The sequence below is a fragment of the Ornatilinea apprima genome, from assembly GCF_001306115.1.
GTDB lineage: Bacteria > Chloroflexota > Anaerolineae > Anaerolineales > Anaerolineaceae > Ornatilinea > Ornatilinea apprima.
Window position 1 is genome coordinate 93,078 of record NZ_LGCL01000015.1, and the last position, 16,374, is coordinate 109,451.

14 protein-coding genes are annotated in these 16,374 nt (G+C 56.4%); 3 read left to right on the top strand and 11 right to left on the bottom strand.

What is annotated here, in order from left to right; all coding sequences use genetic code 11:
* Window positions 1-32 precede the first annotated feature (32 nt).
* The 11 genes from thrC to folD form a co-directional block, all read right to left on the bottom strand.
* Window positions 33-1,298 carry a threonine synthase gene (thrC, locus tag ADN00_RS03675; protein ID WP_075061604.1) on the bottom strand — a complete coding sequence of 422 codons (1,266 nt, stop codon included), beginning with the start codon at window positions 1,296-1,298 and terminating at the stop codon, window positions 33-35.
* Window positions 1,291-2,289: an ABC transporter permease gene (locus ADN00_RS03680; protein WP_075061605.1), complete on the bottom strand. Its 999-nt coding sequence runs from the start codon at window positions 2,287-2,289 to the stop codon at window positions 1,291-1,293. The genes thrC and ADN00_RS03680 overlap by 8 nt, the downstream gene beginning before the upstream one ends.
* Window positions 2,279-3,340: an ABC transporter permease gene (locus tag ADN00_RS03685; protein ID WP_075061606.1), complete on the bottom strand. Its 1,062-nt coding sequence runs from the start codon at window positions 3,338-3,340 to the stop codon at window positions 2,279-2,281. The genes ADN00_RS03680 and ADN00_RS03685 overlap by 11 nt, the downstream gene beginning before the upstream one ends.
* Window positions 3,341-3,351: 11 nt before the next feature.
* A complete protein-coding gene (locus tag ADN00_RS03690) occupies window positions 3,352-4,821 on the bottom strand; it encodes an ABC transporter ATP-binding protein (protein WP_075061607.1) in 1,470 nt (489 codons plus the stop codon).
* A 69-nt stretch (window positions 4,822-4,890) separates the two neighbouring features.
* Entirely contained in the window at window positions 4,891-6,198 is a 1,308-nt protein-coding gene (locus ADN00_RS03695) for a BMP family lipoprotein (protein WP_075061608.1), read from the bottom strand.
* A 390-nt stretch (window positions 6,199-6,588) separates the two neighbouring features.
* A complete protein-coding gene (arcC, locus tag ADN00_RS03700) occupies window positions 6,589-7,548 on the bottom strand; it encodes a carbamate kinase (protein ID WP_075061609.1) in 960 nt (319 codons plus the stop codon).
* Window positions 7,549-7,577: 29 nt separating this feature from the next.
* Window positions 7,578-8,558, bottom strand: a complete 981-nt coding sequence (locus ADN00_RS03705) for an ornithine carbamoyltransferase (RefSeq protein WP_075061880.1) — start codon at window positions 8,556-8,558, stop codon at window positions 7,578-7,580.
* A gap of 112 nt (window positions 8,559-8,670) precedes the next feature.
* Window positions 8,671-9,621 carry an aspartate carbamoyltransferase gene (pyrB, locus tag ADN00_RS03710; RefSeq protein WP_075061610.1) on the bottom strand — a complete coding sequence of 317 codons (951 nt, stop codon included), beginning with the start codon at window positions 9,619-9,621 and terminating at the stop codon, window positions 8,671-8,673.
* A 91-nt stretch (window positions 9,622-9,712) separates the two neighbouring features.
* A complete protein-coding gene (locus ADN00_RS03715; RefSeq protein ID WP_075061611.1) occupies window positions 9,713-10,450 on the bottom strand; it encodes a GntR family transcriptional regulator in 738 nt (245 codons plus the stop codon).
* 29 nt (window positions 10,451-10,479) lie between these two features.
* Complete coding sequence (locus ADN00_RS03720) at window positions 10,480-11,868, bottom strand: 8-oxoguanine deaminase (RefSeq protein ID WP_075061612.1); 1,389 nt, start codon at window positions 11,866-11,868, stop codon at window positions 10,480-10,482.
* A 143-nt stretch (window positions 11,869-12,011) separates the two neighbouring features.
* Window positions 12,012-12,893 carry a bifunctional methylenetetrahydrofolate dehydrogenase/methenyltetrahydrofolate cyclohydrolase FolD gene (gene folD / locus ADN00_RS03725; protein WP_075061613.1) on the bottom strand — a complete coding sequence of 294 codons (882 nt, stop codon included), beginning with the start codon at window positions 12,891-12,893 and terminating at the stop codon, window positions 12,012-12,014.
* A gap of 251 nt (window positions 12,894-13,144) precedes the next feature.
* Between folD and ADN00_RS03730 the strand changes: the two genes are divergently transcribed.
* From ADN00_RS03730 to ADN00_RS03740, 3 genes are all read left to right on the top strand, one after another.
* Window positions 13,145-14,470: a UDP-glucose dehydrogenase family protein gene (locus ADN00_RS03730; protein ID WP_075061614.1), complete on the top strand. Its 1,326-nt coding sequence runs from the start codon at window positions 13,145-13,147 to the stop codon at window positions 14,468-14,470.
* A 97-nt stretch (window positions 14,471-14,567) separates the two neighbouring features.
* Window positions 14,568-15,446, top strand: coding sequence for a 3-methyl-2-oxobutanoate hydroxymethyltransferase (gene panB, locus ADN00_RS03735; protein ID WP_075061615.1), 879 nt, complete (start codon window positions 14,568-14,570; stop codon window positions 15,444-15,446).
* Window positions 15,415-16,374: a ketopantoate reductase family protein gene (locus ADN00_RS03740; protein WP_152966246.1), complete on the top strand. Its 960-nt coding sequence runs from the start codon at window positions 15,415-15,417 to the stop codon at window positions 16,372-16,374. Before panB ends, ADN00_RS03740 begins: the two co-directional genes overlap by 32 nt.

A 16,374-nucleotide genomic window follows, 5' to 3' on the forward strand; every position in this document is an offset into this window, starting at 1 on the left:
TCCTTACCTCTTTCGCGCTGCCAAAGGCAGCCTTATCCTTTTGCCAAAAACGCGTTCAGCGCCTTCATGCTTGGTTCAATCACCGGCGCTTCACCGGCGGCCTTCATCGCCGATTTCACATCCTTCAATCCGTTCCCAGTGTTCAGCACCAGCACCGGGTCATCCGGCCCAATCTGGCCGGTTCGGATGGCCTTGACCAGGCCCGCGTACGCCGTGGAACCAGCCGGTTCGGCAAAGATACCCACTTTACCCAATTCGGGGATCGCGCTCAAAATTTCTTCGTCCGAAACGGTGATGTACGCGCCGTTCGTCTGCGTGGCCGCGCGCACCGCCCGCACGCCATCGCGCGGCAGGTCCACCGAAATGCTGTCCGCGATGGTGGTCGCTGAGACGGGTGTAATCACTTCGGTTCCGGCGAAGTAGGCATTGGCCACCGCCGCCGAATTTTCAGATTGAATGCCAAAAATGCGCGGCATCTGCTCCAGCCAGCCCAGCGCCTGCAGATCTTTGAAGCCTTTGTGAATACCCGAGATGATGTTGCCATCACCCACCGACACAAACAGCGCCAGCGGTTTCTTCGCGCCTTTCATCTTCAACAGCACCTGCTCCCAAACTTCCAGCGCGGCGGTCTTTTTCCCTTCGGCGGTGAAGGGGTTGTAGCCAGTGTTGCGGCAATACCAGCCAAACTCGTTGGCTGCCTGAATGGTCAGGTCAAAGGCGCTGTCATAATTTCCGTCCACCAGAATCACCCGCGAGCCGTAGATGAGAAGCTGCGCCACTTTGGCCGGCGGCGCGGTCTTCGGGGCAAAAATCACCGCTTTTTGCCCGACCGCCGCAGACATGCCCGCCAGGGCTGCCCCGGCATTGCCGGTGGAGGCTGTTACCACCACCTCGGCGCCAATCTCCCGCGCGCGAGCCACCACTACCGAACTGGCGCGGTCTTTGAAAGAGGCGGTCGGGTTGCGGCCTTCATCTTTCACCCACAACTGCTGCAGCCCCAGCTCTTTTGCCAGCCGCTCGGGCTGGTAAAGCGGAGTCCAACCGGCCATGTGCAGCGGCGTGCCGCTGAATCCGGGGTCCGAAACCGGCAGCAAGGGCAGATAGCGCCACAAAGAAGGCTCCGTCTGGCTGGTGATGTCCGATATCTGCACACTGGCGCGAATGGCCTGGTAATCAAGCACCACGTCCAGGTTGCCACCGTCATGCGGGCAAACATAAGTTACTTCACCTGGCCCAAATTCATGGCCGCATAGCGAACACTTATAACCAGCAAATCGAAATATGGTTTGTTTATTCATTTTCAAAAGGAACTCCTAATGAATCGGGGGGGGATGTTCTCATTGCGCGTAATATTTTCGCGAACACACGGCGAGAAGCCTCGGGCATACCCGCCAGCGTGCGTTCAACCCATTCAGCATTTCCAATATTCACCAGCAGCAGCGTCAAAATCATCAACGGGAAGGGCGCCACCTGCAGCACCTGCGAAGGAATGCCCGGCAGGCTGGGCTGCAGCACCAGGCCCAACCACTGCAGCAGCGCGAACAAATACGCGCCCAGCGCTGCGCGCAGCGGATTCCAGCCGCCGAAAATGGTCAGCGCCAGAGCAATCCAGCCAATCCCATCCAACCCGGAGATGGTGCCCTTCCAGCCCGCTTTCACGCTCAACGAATACATCGGGCCGGCCAGGCCAATTAACGCGCCGCCGATAACCGTGTACAGATAGCGCAGGCGGTTCACATCCGCGCCGCGCACAAACGCCGCTGCCGGGCGTTCGCCAATTCCTTGCAGCGTCAGGCCGGGGCGGGTTTTGAAAACGTACACATACGCCAGCACGATCAGCAAAAAGCTGGAATAGACCAGAATATCTTGCTCAAAAAACAGCTTTCCAAGAATCGGGATATCTTTCAGCACCGGGATGGGCAAAAACGGGACGCGCTTGCCGGGCAGCCCCATGAAAGGATTGCCCAGAAAATAGGCCAGATCGCGGCACAGCAGCGCCAGAATGAACCCAACCGCAATTTGAGACTGTTTGAGGGTGATGCTGGAAAATGCCACCACCAGCGCCACCAGCGCGCCAATTACCGCGCCGACCAGAAAGCCCAGCGCCAGGCTGCCGGTTTGCACCGACACCGCGAACCCGGCCATCGCCGTTAGCAGAATGGTGCCGTTTGCCGACAGATTAATCACCCCGGCGCGCTCCGTAATGGTCTCGCCAATCGTCGCGAAAACAATCGGACCGGCTGCCGCCAGAACCCCGGCCAGGCCAACAAGTATCAGGTTAGTTTCCATCTTTGCCCGTCTCCTTTCGCGTGAAGCGCTGCCGCACACCTTCCATGAGGACCACAAACAACACCAGCGAACCTTGCAGCACACCGGAAAGAGCCGAGTCCAGCTTGAGCACAATCGGCAGTTGGATCGAGCCGATATTCAAACCAGCAAAAAACAGCGCCACCGGAATGGCAAACAATGCCTGGTAATTGATCAGCATCGCCACCAACAGCCCCAGGAAGCCGTAACCCGAAGAAATGGAAGGGATCAGACGGTGATACACACCCACCACCTGAACAGCCCCGGCCAGACCCGCGAAAACACCGCACAAGATGAATGCCATCATCATGTAGCGGGTATGGGGAATGCCCATAATATACGAAGCGTGGAAGTTCTTGCCTACCGCCTTCATCTTCAAGCCAAAATAAGTGCCGTTTAGCAGCCCGTAGACCACCAGAATACCCACTATGGCCAGCCCTACCGACCACCAGCTCAAACGGAAACCAGACACCATGGGCAGCCACATTGTCTCCGGGAAAGGTTTGGTGCCGCTCATCGAGCCAACGCCCGGCTGTTTCCACGGGCCAAAAATCAGCCAGATGGTCAGCGCGGTGGACACAAAATTCAAGCCCAAACCACCGAAGATCTCATTGACACCGCCAAAGGTTTTCAACGCGCCCACCAGGGCCGCCCACAACGCCCCGCCCAGCGCGCCCGCCAGCACCGCCAGCAGAATAATCAGCGCGGGCGGCAGGGTGCTGTTCAGCATCATGCGCAGCGCCCCGGTGGTGAAGATGGCGCCCAGCACAATCTGGCCTTCAATGCCCAGGTTATACAAACCGGCGGTGAAGGTAAAAAGCAGTCCCGATGTTACCAGCAGCAGCGGCACAAAGGCCACCAGCACGTCCGCCATTTTCACCATTGAGCCCAGCGAACCATTAATGATTTCGCTGTAGGCTTTCAACGGCGGCGCTTTTGCCACAATCAACACGATGGTGGTGAAGACCAGCGCCAGCAGCACAGCCCCTACCCGAAAGGCGATGTCTGTTATGCGTGTTTTGCTCTTTTCCATGTGCGCTCCTCTCAGGCCTCAAAGCCTTTACCGCCAATCAACTGGCCCAATTGGTCTACCGATGTGCTGCGCGCGTCCAGCGGCCGCGAAACCTTGCCGCCAAAGAAGACCAGCACGCGGTCGCTGTAATGCAATATTTCTTCAAGGTCTGCCGAGATAAACACAATCGACGTACCCTGCCGGCAGCGTTCCTTCAGTTTTCCCCAGATATAAATGGAAGACTCAACATCCAGACCGCGCGTGGGGTGCTCTACCAATAAAAAATCCAACGGCGTCTTCATCAGCGCCAGCAAAGCCCGCTGCTGATTTCCACCCGAGAGTGCCTCTACCGGGCTCCCCGGCCGTCCTTTTATGTTGAACTCGCGAATTCGCTCCTGAGTAATCGATTTGTACTTATCTCTGTTGATGATGAAGCCTTCCTGCTTTTCAGCCAGGATGAAATGCTCATTCAGAGTCAGCCCCTCGATAAGCCCTTCCTCCAACCGCGAAGCCGGAACATAGGCAACCCCATTCGCCAGGAATTCATGGTAAGGCTTACCGGTGAGGTCTTTTTCATGCAAATGGACTTTGCCGGCTACCGGTTTCAACAGCCCGCAGCAGGCCTTCAAGAACTGGCGCTGGCCCGAACCGGCCATCCCCGCCAGACCAATGACTTCTCCCGGGCGGATATCCAGATCAATGTTACTGATCCGCATGCGTGAGTCTTCTATGGTTATATTTTGAAACTGGATGCCGGTCCCGTCACGCGCGATTTCCTCGCGCTCATTTAATTTAACTTCCTTGCCAAACATCAGCCGTACCAGATCATCGGTGTTGTAAGGCGGCGAAACTTCACCCACTACCTCGCCCTGTCGGAACACCGCGATGCGGTGGCACAGGCCTTCAACTTCTTCCAATTTATGCGAAACAAAGAACAATGTCTTGCCCTGTTCGGATAAAATTTGCAGGGTCGCGAACAATTTTTCGCGCTGTGATGAACTGATGCCCGTGGTCGGTTCATCCAGAATCAGCACCCGCGCGCCCAACCATAACAGGCGTAAAATCTCCAGCTGCTGCCGCTCGCCCACAGTGAGCGAGTCAACATACGCGTCTGGATCAATATTGAAATGAAACTGCGCTTGCAGATCGGTGAACTCTTTGCGTGCCTGTGCCTTGTTGGGGAACACTCCTCCCTCAGCGCCAATGATGAAATTATCCAGCACGCGCATCGGCAGAAAATCGAGCGGATCCTGATGAAGCATTCCAATTCCGTACTTAATCGCATCAGAAGGCGTGTTGATCCGCACAGTTTTCCCATCCAGAACAATTTCGCCTGCGTCTTCGCGAATAAAGCCGGAGAGAATCTTCATCAGCGTGCTTTTACCCGCGCCATTCTCTCCCAAAATTCCCTGGATCGTACCCGCGGGCACGTCTAACGTGATCCCATTATTCGCATGCACCGGGCCAAAGGATTTATGAATATTCCGAAGTTCAACTTTCATGGTTTGCTCGCGGTTTCTTTGATAAGGAGGGAGAAGGCAAAATGCCTTCTCCCATCCAATTAAGCTGATCTACTCAGCAACGCTCTGGCCTTGCATGCCCTCCAGCAGCTGGCCCAAGTACCAAATCTGCTGCATGGTCGCGGTCTCGCCTTCAGCCAGGAACACCGAACCGTCCTGGTAATTCAACGGACCGGTCCACAGGTTCAAACCGCCGGCAAGTTCAGCAATGAACGCATCCAAATTCGTGGCGGCCTCTTCACTCAGCGCGTCGCCCTTCTTGAACCCGATCATAGACGTATCGGGGTTGTTGATGTCCGCCCAATCGGGGGCAGAATTCTCAAAGAAGGAAGCGTAGCTGCCGTCTTGGATCGACTGCAGTGCTTTGACATAGCTGGGGCCCCAGTTGAAGTACGGAACGCCCAGGCAGACTTCGGTAGCTTCCGCGCAGGCATCCTTGTAATCGTAGGGGATCGCCCAAACTTCTTTACCCGATTCGACCATCTTCTTCGCTTCGGTCAGCGCTTCCGTCGTGTCAATACCGGAAACAACCACATCAAACCCGCTGTTGTAGAAATCGTCCGCAACCTGAGTCGGGTCGGCCGTAAAACCGGGGATGTTGAACCAAAAACCAATCCAGGTAACCTTGAAGGTCAGGTCAGCCGGATCCTTGCCCAGGTAGTTCTCCCAGCAGTATCGCGCGCCAAGGTACACCGAAGCGGCCAGGCGGCGGGTCTCATCGTTGATTAATGGACCAAGGTAGCCAATTTGGCCGGTCTTGGTGGTCAAAGCAGCCGCACAGCCAGCCATTGCTTTACCGTATTCCATTTGACCCATGATGTTGGACATGTTGGGGATTTCTTCGTAATTCATGCCATCTTTCCAGACGGTATCGCCGGAGGCATGGATCACCGGAATGTCGGGGTGCCCTTTTGCAAATTCAACCGCGTCGACTTTCATGTCATCCGAGTTGAAGATGATTACTTTGGCGCCCTGGTCTAACAGGCTTTCGGCCAGTTGAACACCCGTGGTGCCGGGGCGGTCAGCGGTGTTGACTTTGTCCACATACACAAAGCTCACGCCTTCCATCTTTTCGGTTACGTATTCAGCCGCGTCGTAATGCGCCTGGCTCCAGCCGCGATCGTTGTACGGGCCAACCATCAGCAAGCCGAACACCAGTTCTTCCGGTGCTGCCGGGGCTTCAGCCGCGGCTTCGGTTGGAGCTTCAGTCGGGGCTTCGGTGGCAGCGGGCGCCGCTGTCGGTTGTTCAACGACAGGGGCTTCGGCGGGAGCTTCGGTGGCAGCCGGCGCGCACGCGCTCAACATAAATGCAACCACCATCAGCAAAGACAGACTGCGCCATAACAAGTGTTTTTTCATTTGAACTCCTCCAGTTCATCAACTAATTGGCGACTACGATAGAACAGTTACGACCTTCAGAAACCAACCTAAAGGCTCCTTCAATTCTTCTGTCTGCACCTCCTTTTCCGATTCTTACACCTTTTGAATAATGCCGGTTAAAAGCAAAAAAGACGTGATAAGAACGGACCGCAATAATTGTTAAAAGATGAGTGGGATAGATTGTTGCCGTGCAAGTGTTCCAGACAACTTCGTTATTGTAACTCAAACCCACCAAAGTTACTATACACCCTGCCAACTTTTAAGGTTTTCTCCCTGGCGATAACCGTCTGTGCCTCCACAGACGGTTATCCTCCGGAGGAAGGGGATCAAACCCTTCAAGTTGCTTGCAGCAATCTATCCGCTATAGTTTTAGTCTGGCATAATCCAGGTGCCGGTCTCTCCGCGCAGCGCGCGCCCAATATTGGCCGGGTCGGTGATCAGGGCCGATTTTCCACCCGCCTCCAGGAACCAGATGATCGCCTGAATTTTGGGCGCCATGGAACCTTTGGCAAAGTGCGTGCCTTCGGCCAGGTATTGCTTGGCTTCCGACAGGGTGATACGGTCTAAAGCTTTCTGATCCGGTTTGCCGAAGTTCAGGTACACTTTTTCCACCGCAGTGGAGATCAGCAGCAGGTCGGCGTTGATCTCGCGCGCCAGCAGGCTGCTCGCGAAATCTTTGTCAATCACAGCCGCGGTGCCTTTCAACTCACCGTCCGCGTTCCTAATCACCGGAATACCACCGCCGCCCACGGTTACCACAATCACACCCGCGTCAATCAGGGTCTTTACTGAATCCAGCTCGACCACTTCCTGCGGAATCGGGGAGGCAACCACACGCCGCCAACCGCGCCCAGAATCTTCCACAACCGACCAGCCCAACTCTTCTTTGCGCTTCATCGCTTCGGGTTCATCCATAAAACCGCCAATCGGTTTTGAGGGATGCTCGAAAGCCTTGTCATCCGCGTCTACGCGCACCTGGGTGATGATGGTGGCTACCGGTTTATTGATTCCGCGTTTCTTTAATTCGTTCTGCATGTTCTGGGTAATGGCATACCCAATCGCGCCCTGACTGTCTGCCCCGCAAACATCCAACGGAACTTCATGCATGCCCTCAACCTTGTGGGCAATTTCAGAGCGGCGCAGAATGAAGCCCACCTGCGGGCCATTTCCGTGACCAATTGCTACGTCCCAGCCGGCCTCGATCATATCCACAATATGCTTGGCGGTCTCTTGCGCGGCAGCGTATTGGTCTTCAACACTCTGTCGTTTCTTATCCAGAATCAGGGAGTTACCACCAATGGCAACAACTGCAACTTTCTTTTCAGACATGGTTTCCAATCTCCAATAATAGTAGTGGATTACGCCATCGTCAGCGCCATCACCGCTTCGGCGATGTACATCTTGTTCTCAGCTTCGGGGAAGACAACTGACTGCGGTCCGTCCAAAACCGCGTCTGTAACTTCGATGTTGCGGTCAGCCGGTAACGGGTGCATATAGATGGCGTCTTCTTTGGCCAGGGCCATCTTGCGCTCGTCGCAAATCCAGCTTTCGTATTGTTTAATGATCTTGCCCGCTTCGTCCTTGTCGGTGGTGGTCATCCACGGACCCCAGGATTTCGGGTAGATGATGTCCGCGTCTTTGAAAGCCGCTTCCATATCGTCGGTGATCTCAAAGCCGCAGCCGTTCTTGCGCGCGGTTTCCTGCGCAAACTCAATGGTCGAGTCGGGCAGTTTGAATTCTTTGGGGTGCGCCAACACCAGGTCCACACCAAAGCGCGGCATTTGCAGCACCATGCTGTTGGGGATCGACATCGGTTTCTGGTACGAATCCGCGTATGCCCAAGACATCACCATCTTCTTGCGGCGCAGATTGCGGCCCTTCTGCTCCATGATCGTCATCAGATCGGTCAGAATCTGGAAGGGATGGTAGTATTCGCACTGCATGTTCATCACCGGCACCGGCGAGGCTTCGGCCACCAGGTTGACGTACTTGTTGCCCACACCCCACTCAACGTGGCGAATGGCAATGCCGTCGTACATGCGGCCAAAAATCTGGCCCATTTCGCGCTCGGTGTCGCCGTGAGAAATCTGCGTCACGCGGCTCTCAATAAAGGCCGGAATCGCGCCCAGGTGAATGGCAGCGGTCTCAAACGCGCCGCGGGTGCGGGTGCTGGCAAAGAAGAACAACATCGCCAGGGCTTTGTCGCGCAGGTAGGGGGTTGGTTCGCGCAGCGCGCGCTTGCGTTTCAAATCCCAGGCCACATCCAGAATGGTATCAATTTCTTCAACACTGAAATCCAGGTCAGTAATGAAATCTCGTCCACGCAGATCGCTAATCATGTTCTTTACTCCTTCTAATAAGTAGAAAATGATTCTGGCAAGAATGAAAAAAATGATGAACAAAGAAGAATAGGGACAGGAAAAATGAACCTGTCCCTACCTTAGATGAAGCTTATTCCATCGCGCCTAAAACCAGGCCCAGCAGAGCCATGCGCATCACAACGCCGTTAAAGGCTTCCTGCCAGTAGCGTGACCAGCGGGTGATATCCACATCGGGGGGAATCTCATCCATGCGCGGCAGCGAGTGCAGCAGAATCGCGTCGGACTTGGCTTTGGTGCTCAGCAGTTCGCGGGTAATCTTGTAGTTGGCGGGGGTCATGCCGTGCTCGCCGGCTTCCTGACGGGCTTTGGTGTAATCGGGCTGCACCACGGGCTCAACCAGAATAACGTCCGCGTCGGCAATCGCCTGCTCAACATGCTCGGCTTCCTTGAAGTCCACACAGTACTGCTTCAGTTCGGCTTTGAATTCATCGGTCAGCGACATATCGGGCGGGGCCACAAAGGTTACCGGGCAGTCGAACTGCGAGAGCGCGTAACCCAGCGAGTGCATGGTGCGCATGCGCATATCACCCACCGCCAGCCATTTCAACCCATCCAGACGGCCCTTCTCGGTCAACACGGTGTACAGGTCGGTTAAGATCTGGGTCGGGTGCTCGCCCCAGCCGTCGCCGCCGTTGATGATCGGCACAGAAGCCCATTTGGCCGCTTCTTGCGGAGCGCCTTGCTGGAAGTGGCGCATCACAATCACATCGCCGTAGAATTCCAGCATTTTTACGGTGTCTTTAATCGATTCCTGGTACCAGTCGCCAGCGCGGGTCATTTTCGCGTCTGAGAAGCCAGTAACATGACCACCCAGGCGGTGCATCGCGGCCTCGTGGGCCAAGCGAGTGCGGGTGCTGGGTTGGTAGAAAGCGGTAACCATGGTTTTGTCTTTGAGCATATCCGAATTCTGGCGGCTCTTCGCGATGGGCGCCATCTCATCCGCCACCTCAAAAATGTGGAAGAATTCATTTCGCTCAAATTCCTTCAAACTGAGAATATCTCGACCTAAAAAGCTGCGCATTCCGAAACCTCCTGTTTATATTTAGGTTTGTTAAATTTTTTGCCCATCGGCAGGCGAACCTGCACAATCTGGACCAATAAAGATCTGCTGGTTATTCCACCCTGCGCACCAACTGGAAATGAAAATAACCAGGCAGAAAATAACTTGTGGAAAAGTCAATCACTCGACCATCCTCCGCGAACAACCGCGCGACAAACATCAGAAGCACGTCTCCGCGCTGAATTTCCAGCGCCCGCGCGATACTCGAAGAAGCCGCTACCGCCTGAATGTCGGTGAGAGATTTGGTCAGCGCCGGTTGTTTGCGCCGCAACAGAAAATCCAGCACCGAACCGTTGAATCCATCTTGCAGTTCTTCTTGAGAGAGTAAATTCTGTGGAAGAATATCCACCAGGTAAGCTACCGGCCGGTCGTCGGTCAAAATCACCCGCGACACTTGCAAGAGCGGCGCTTCCACTTCCACCTGCAGCGACCGGGCCTGTTCCGCGCTGGCTTCGATTTTGGAGATTTTCAAATCGCCCATCGAAACTTCCAGCCCAATCCGCTTGGCAAGGGTCTCAATACTCTGCAGCACCTCCAGGCCGGTTTCAATCACCTGCGGATGGCCCACCACAAACGTACCCACACCCTGCCGGCGGCGGATCAATCCCTGGCCTTCAAACGTGCGCATGGCTTCACGCAGGGTTGCCCGCGAAACGCCCATCTGCTTGGCCAGTTCCGGCTCAGCCAGCAGCCTCTCGCCTGGTTTCGTCACAGCGATGATTTGCGCCAGTTGGTTCTGCAACCGTTGGTAGGTTTGCGGAGAAGTTGTGGTTGGTTCGTCTTTTGCCATGCGCGCAGTTCCTTTCTGGCTATTCCTGATCACTCACCCAAAACCAGCCGTTTGGCCGCCTGATTGTGCCGTTCGATATGCTTCTCAAGATTCAGGTTTACAAACTGGCCTTCTCGCACCACCGCTTTGCCAGCCACATAGTTGTAACTCACCTTGGTGGGGTTGCAGAACAACAGGGCTGCCACCGGGTCATGCAGGCCGCCAGCGTAATCCAGTTGCCGCAGATCAAAAGCCACAAAATCAGCACATTTGCCTGCTTGCAGCGATCCGATATCCGTTCTTCCCAGCACAGCCGCGCCGCCGAGCGTGGCCGCTTCCAGCGCCTGGCGAGCCGTCAGAATGGGCGGCGCGCCGTCTTGCGAAAGGGACGCGCCCATAACCCCCGCGCGCACCCGCGCCAGCATCAGCATCTGCCGCGCTTCGGCCAGCATGTGCGAGCCGTCGTTACTGGCCGATCCATCCACGCCCAGGCCCAGCTTCACACCCGCCTGCAGGTACTCCCATACCGGCGCGATTCCTGAAGCCAGGCGCATATTCGAAGACGGGCAATGCGCCACGCCGCAGCCTTCACGCACATACACTTGAATTTCTTCCGGCTGGATGTGCACCGAATGGGCAAACCACACATCGTTGCCCACCCAATCCACCGACTGCATGTACGCCACCGGGCGATAACCAAATTTCTCTTCACAAAACACTTCTTCGTCTTTGGTCTCAGCCAGGTGCGTGTGCAGATGCACACCATACTGCCGCGCCACTTTGGCGCTCTCTTTCATCAGCTCGCCCGTTACGCTGAACGGCGAGCAGGGAGCCAGCACAATTTGCACCATACTACCCGGTTTGGGATCGTGATAGCGCTCGATCAACCGCACCGAATCTTTCAGAATGTGTTCTTCCGTATCCACCACACTGTCGGGCGGCAGTCCGCCCTTGCTCTCGCCCAGGCTCATCGACCCGCGTGAGGCGTGAACGCGCATGCCCATCTCTTGCGCCGCAGCGATCTCATCATCCAACCTGGAGCCATTCGGGAACAGGTACAGATGGTCAGACGCGGTGGTGCAGCCAGAGAGGGCCAGCTCGGCCAGAGCCGTCTTGGTGGAGATGAAGATATCCTCCGGGTTCATGCGCGCCCAAATCGGATAAAGTGTTTTCAACCAGTGGAACAGGTTTACATCTTGCGCGGCGGGCACAACCCGCGTCAGCGTTTGATAAAAGTGGTGGTGGGTATTGATCAGCCCTGGTAAGACAATGTGCCCGCTGAGATCCAGCACTTCATCTGCCTGGGAAGGCAGGTCATTGGTCGCCCCCACCTGCTCAATAAAGCCATCCCGACAAAAAAGACCACCATTGAGTATTTCACTCCGGTGGTCGTCCATGGTTACAATCAGATTCGCATTTTTGACTAAAAGAGTAGACATAGACTAGTCGCTCGCTCTCAAAATCTGATCACGCCCAAAACAATTCCGCCACAGCGGGAAAATTCATTTGTCTTACAATTGAGTATAGCAGAAGTGTAGCAACATTTTCAATAATTGTCAATTGTCTGACAACGTGATAAATGTCATTGTTTGTCAGACAGCTCTGCGGCTTTGAGCGTGTTTTGCAGCAGCATGGCAATCGTCATCGGTCCCACACCACCCGGCACCGGTGTGATCGCGCCCGCCACCTCCACTGCTTCGTCATACGCCACATCGCCCACCAGGCGCGTGCCGTTTTTGGCGCTCGGGTCATCAATCCGATTCACGCCCACATCAATCACCACCGCGCCCGGCTTAATCCAATCGCCGCGCACCATCTCTGGCCGGCCCACCGCCGCCACCAGCACATCCGCCTGCCGAACCACATCCGGCAGATTCTTGGTGCGCGAATGGCAAATCGTTACCGTCGCGTTGGCCTCGACCAGCAGCAGCGCCACTGGCATGCCCACAATGTTCGAGCGGCCCAGCACCACCGCGTTGACTCCCTCGAGAGAGTCCAGGTTTTTTCGCAGCAGCAGCATGCAGCCGGCTGGCGTGCAGGGGATAAACTGCGGCTTGCGCCCTTTCTGCGCCAGGCGGCCAATATTCACCGGGTGAAAGCCATCCACGTCTTTATCCAGGCTGATGGCAGCCAGCACGCGCTCTTCATCGAGATGTTTGGGAAGAGGCAGCTGCACCAGAATACCGTTGACCCGTTCGTCGGCGTTCAATTCGCGCACCAGTTTTTCCAGGTCTTCCTGCGAAGTATCCTCCGGCAAATTATAGCCAAACGATTCAATCCCTGCCTCGGCGCAAGCTTTTTGCTTCATGCGCACATATACCTGCGAGGCCGGGTTCTCGCCCACCAGCACCGTAGCCAGGCCGGGCCGCGATTTACCGGCCTCAACCCGTTGGGCCACCACCGCGGCAACTTCTGCCCGCACTTCTGCTGCAACTGCTTTTCCATCAATGATCTTTGCTGTCATTCGTCACTCCTTCGATGGGATTTCCAAAAAGCGCTGCTTCCTAAACCATTATACAAAACTGGCCCTCCCTTGAAAAGCATTTGCCTGACAATTGCTCCTATGGATTAAGATGAGAAAATAACCCCACACTGGCTGGAATTGCCCTTTTTTCATTTTTCAATCTGAAATTGAGATAAAATAACACTTGTATTGTATTGTTCCTGTCTTCAGGGGAAATTTCATAAAAACCAACTCGATGGAGAGGTTTCAAAATGAGTAAAATTTGTGTAATCGGCACTGGATACGTTGGCCTAGTAACCGGAACCTGTTTCGCCGATCTGGGGAATGACGTGATGTGCCTGGATGTAGACGAAACCCGTATTTCGAAATTGAATCAGAACATCATGCCCATCTACGAGCCCGGTTTGGAACAGGTTGTAAGTGCCAACCGCAAAGCCGGCCGCCTGACCTTCACCACCAACTTTGAAGAAGCGCTGGAAGATGCCGATTTCGCCTTCATCGCCGTTGGAACCCCTTCTGGCGTGGATGGCGAGGCTGACCTGCAGTATGTGCGCTCTGCCGCCGAAGCGGTTGCCGACCTGGTCAATCACCCCATCGTGGTGGTCAACAAGTCCACTGTGCCCGTCGGCACCGGCGACTGGGTGGCCGACATCATCAAAAAACGCCGCGCCGGCAAGCCCCTCGAGTTCAGCGTTGTCTCCAACCCCGAATTCCTGCGCGAAGGCTCGGCCCTCAACGACTTTATGAAACCCGACCGCGTCGTTCTGGGTTCCACCAACCGCGATGCCGCCAACCAGGTTGCCCAACTTTACAACACCCTGCGCTGCCCCATTCTCATCACCGACCTGCGCACCGCCGAAATGATCAAGTACGCCTCCAACGCCTTTCTGGCCACGCGCATTTCCTTCATCAACGAAATTGCCAATATCTGCGAAGAACTGGGAGCGGATGTTACCGAAGTGGCTACCGGCATGGGGTACGATAACCGCATCGGCCGCGCTTTTTTGGATGCCGGCCTCGGCTGGGGTGGAAGTTGCTTCCCCAAAGACGTGAAAGCCCTGGCCCACATGGCCGTGCTGCACGGAACCCAGCCACAGCTGCTGCAGGCCGTGATGGATATCAACCGCAACCAGCGCCGCCGCATCATCTTCAAACTGCGCAAAGCCCTGGGCAACCTCAACGAAAAAGTCATCGGCGTGCTTGGCCTTTCCTTCAAGCCCAACACCGACGATATCCGCGAAGCCCCCTCGCTGGAGATCGTTCACCTGCTACAGAACGAAGGCGCGGTAGTGAAAGCGTACGACCCGCAGGCCATGGAAAATGCCAGCGCGATGATGAAAAACATCGTCTTGTGTGATAATCCCTATCAGGTTGCCGAAGGCGCCGACGCCATCATCCTGGCCACCGAGTGGAACGAGTTCCGCCAGATCGACTTTGAGCGCCTGCACAAAGCCATGCGCCAGCCCATCATCATGGATGGCCGTAACTTGTGGGACCCCAATCAGTTAAAAGAAATGGGCTTTGTCTATTTTGGCGTTGGCCGTGGCACCCACATGACCAACAACAACCACGATTAAGCTCGCGCCGTTTCAATCACACACAACCACATCCTGTGTCATCGCCGCCCGCGGGACACAGGATGGTTGCTTGTAAGATCCAGGAGATTTCGTATTTATGTCCACCCTGCCCGCCGACCGCAAGAAGGTAACCACCACCACTTTCCTTCAAAAGAAGAAAAAAGGCCAGCCGATCAGCATGCTGACCGCCTACGATTACCCCTCCGCTCTGGCCGCCGACGCTGCCAGGTTCGATTCGATTCTGGTTGGCGACTCGTTGGGCATGGTTGTGCTGGGCTATGAAAACACCCTGCCCGTCACCATGCAGGATATGCTCCACCACTGCAAAGCCGTCGCCCGGGGAGCCTCCAAAGCCCTTCTGATCGGTGATATGCCGTTCATGTCTTATCAGGCCAGCATCGATGAAGCCGTGCGCAACGCCGGGCGCTTTTTACAGGAAGCCAGCATGGACGCAGTCAAGCTGGAAGGCGGCCAGGAACGGGCCGAGGCTATCCGCCGCATAGTTCAGGCTGGCATTCCTGTGTGCGGGCACATTGGCCTCACCCCGCAGAGCGTTCAGGTCTTTGGCGGCTTCAAAATGCAGGGCAAAACCGCCCTCACCGCCCAAAAACTCCTCCAGGATGCCCTGGCCTTGCAGGAAGCGGGCTGCTTTACCCTCGTGCTCGAATCCATCCCCGAACAACTGGCAGCCGCCATCACCCAGCGTCTGGAAATTCCCACCATCGGTATTGGCGCCGGCGCAAACTGCGACGGGCAGGTGCTCGTCTACCACGACGTGCTCGGCCTCTTCGACCGCTTTGTGCCGCGCTTCGCCCGCCAGTATGCCAACCTCAACCAGCAGATTCATACCGCCCTCACCCAGTTCCGCGAAGAAATCGACTCCCGCGCCTTCCCCACGCCGGAGAACAGCACTGCCATGCAGCCGGAGGAGTGGCAGGCCTTTAGTGAATGGCTCACCAATGCCCGGCTCGATTGACCTGCTCATTTATGGCAGCGGCGCTTTAGCCTGCCTGTTCGCCTTTCGCCTGGCGCGGGCCGGGCAGCGCGTTGGCATCCTTGACCATTGGGAAGAGGGCGTGCGCGCCATTCAGGCCAAAGGCATCTGCCAGCAGACCGGCGATCTCGCCGTCTCTTGCCAGCCCGTCCCGGCCACCTCGTCCGCACAGGATCTCTCCAACGTTCCTGCCGCCATTGTGCTGGTCAAGTCCTGGCAAACCGCCCAGGCCGCCGCCGACCTGGCCGCCTGCCTGGCCCCTTCCGCAAGGGTTCTCACCCTGCAGAACGGCTTGGGCAACGCCGAAATTTTGGCCGGGGCGCTTGGCGCGGAGCGTGTCGCGGCTGGCTCCACCACCAGCGGCGCCACTCTGCTAGCGCCCGGCTGCTTCCGCCCCGGCGGAGAAGGCAACCTCACCCTGCCCGCTAGTTTTGAATCCACACGGCTGTGCGCTGCACTGCGGGCGGCTGGTTTTCAACTGGCCTTTACCCAGCAGCTCACCGGCTTGCTGTGGGGCAAACTGCTCATCAACGCCGCCATTAACCCCCTCACCGCCCTGCTGGAAGTGCCCAACGGCCAGATCCTCGAGCTACCCCACGCCCGCCGCCTGCTGGCAATGGCCGTGGAAGAAGCCGCGCAGGCCGCCCGCGCCGCCGCCGTCGAGCTGCCCTACACTGATCCGCTCGCCGAAGTGGAATCGGTCTTGCGGCGCACCGCCACCAACCAGTCCTCCATGCTGCAGGATATCCGCCGCGGCGCGCCCACTGAAATCGACGCCATCACCGGCGCGCTGCTGCATTCAGCGCGCCAGAACCAGCTCTGGCTGCCTACCCACGAAACGCTCTACCACCTCGTCCGCGCCAAAGTGGATGCCGGCCGCCTCGCTGATACCCTTCCAAACCATGCTTAA